Source organism: Acinetobacter sp. CFCC 11171 (assembly GCF_003268405.1).
GTDB classification, from domain to species: domain Bacteria; phylum Pseudomonadota; class Gammaproteobacteria; order Pseudomonadales; family Moraxellaceae; genus Acinetobacter; species Acinetobacter amyesii.
Genome location: NZ_LQXP01000081.1, coordinates 1 through 1,851, shown reverse-complemented (window position 1 = coordinate 1,851; position 1,851 = coordinate 1). Strand labels below are relative to the sequence as shown.

Below are 1,851 nucleotides of genomic sequence, written 5' to 3'. Positions count from 1 at the left end.
CTATAGCTACAATGAAAATGGTCAATTGTTTCAAATTCGCCAGCCGAATGTTTTTACTCAATTTGCCTACTTTGCTGATGGCATGATTGCATCAAAAACTTATACCCATGTGCAAACGCGTCATAGCCAAACCGAAGAGTTTGAATATAATCTGAATAACCAACTGAGCAAAGCAAAAAATAAAGAAAGCCAAAGTGATTTCTATCGAAATGCGCTTGGGCAATTGGTACGTGAGCATCAGCATTACAACGTGCCAAATTTAAAGCCGATGACAGCTGTATTGCGTTATGAGTATGATGAGTTAGGTAATTTAACGAAAACGATTCGTCCCGATGGGCAAGTTCAGACCAATCTAAGCTATGGTTCAGGGCATATCTATGGTATTGCATTTAATCAACAAGATATGGTCGCGTTCCAACGCGATGACTTACACCGCGAAACGTCCCGTATGTTGGCCAATGGCTTAATCCAAAGCAAAAATTACAATGATGTTGGTTTACTCAGTTCACAAATTATTCGACCAGAACGAGAAACTGTAGGTCGTGTACAGCATCAAGCAGAACGGCATTATCAATATGATCAAAATTATTTGCTCACCCAAGTAAATGACAGTCGATTAGGTAAGCTGACTTATCAGTATGATGCCATTGGCCGTTTAACGCAGAGTCAAAGTCAATATCAAACAGAAAGCTTTGCTTTTGACCCAGCAGGGAATTTAATTGACCCTATTGCCACGCCAGCATCACAAGTGAAAAGTAATTTGATTGCTCAATATAAGGGTAAAAACTATAAATACGATGCACAAGGCAATGTGATTGAAACCAGCCATGCAGGCAAAACATTAAAACTGACGTGGGATAATCTGAACCGATTGGTTCGCAGTGATCATAATGGTCAGGTGACTGAATATGGTTACGATGTATTTGGACGACGCTTATTTAAGAAAAACCAAAATGCACAAACCCTGACTTTATTTGGCTGGGACGGTGACCTGATGATTTGGGAGTCTCAGCAATCTAATAAAGCGGAAGAAAACTACACTAAGCATTATGTCTATGAACCGAAGAGTTTTGTGCCATTACTACAAACGGGCTATACAGGGTTTATCAAGCTTTTAGATACCCCTGACTATGCCCAATTTCAGCACGAGGATTATTCGGTTTATAAAGATCCGATTTGGAAGCATGAAACGAGAAAGAATAAAGCTGAATTGGAGCGGGTGCTTTTTTATCACTGTGACCAAGTCGGCACCCCGCAAACATTGACCAATGAGTTGAGTGAACATATATAGGAAATCAAATAGGTTACACGGGGTAAGGCTTTAAAAATTAATGCTAGTAAAAACATTTTAGAGCAAACTAATATCATTTTATACGATTTAGCTAAGAACTTGTATTTTGATAGGGCTTTGTTGCACAAAGATTTGAAATACAAAGCCCCCTAATTGAGCCAAATTTAAGGCGTAACTTGGGTAAGTGGTCGACCTAATTCCGTAAATCTGTTGAGGACTGCTACACGTGCATGAATTTCATTGACTTGGCTATCAAATTTTCTTGCACTGAGTTTATCCCCCAATAATTTGATGCAATGCATCTTAGTTTCGACCAAACTTCGGCAATGATAGCCGGACCATTTTTTCCATAATGTCCTGCCTAAACGTTTAACTGTTCGAAGTAATTCATTTCGCGCTAGCGAGCTGATCTTTGTATCTTTCCATGGTTTCGCATTTTTTCTAGGTGGAATCACCGCATGCGCTTGCCGATCTGCAATGACCTGACGGCATTGCTTGGTGTCATAAGCTCCATCGGTATAAACAGAGTCAATCTGCTCATCTTGTGGAATCTGATCGAG

The 1,851-nt window shown here is 39.9% G+C and carries 1 protein-coding gene and 1 pseudogene; one reads left to right on the top strand and one right to left on the bottom strand.

The features are described 5' to 3' along the window. Positions 1-1,291 (top strand): annotated as a pseudogene (locus tag AVJ20_RS17845) (RHS repeat protein); the annotation flags it as partial. A 164-nt stretch (positions 1,292-1,455) separates the two neighbouring features. Here AVJ20_RS17845 and AVJ20_RS17840 read toward each other — a convergent pair. After that, a partial coding sequence (locus tag AVJ20_RS17840) for an IS5 family transposase (protein WP_111886138.1) occupies positions 1,456-1,851 on the bottom strand: 396 nt, incomplete at its 5' end.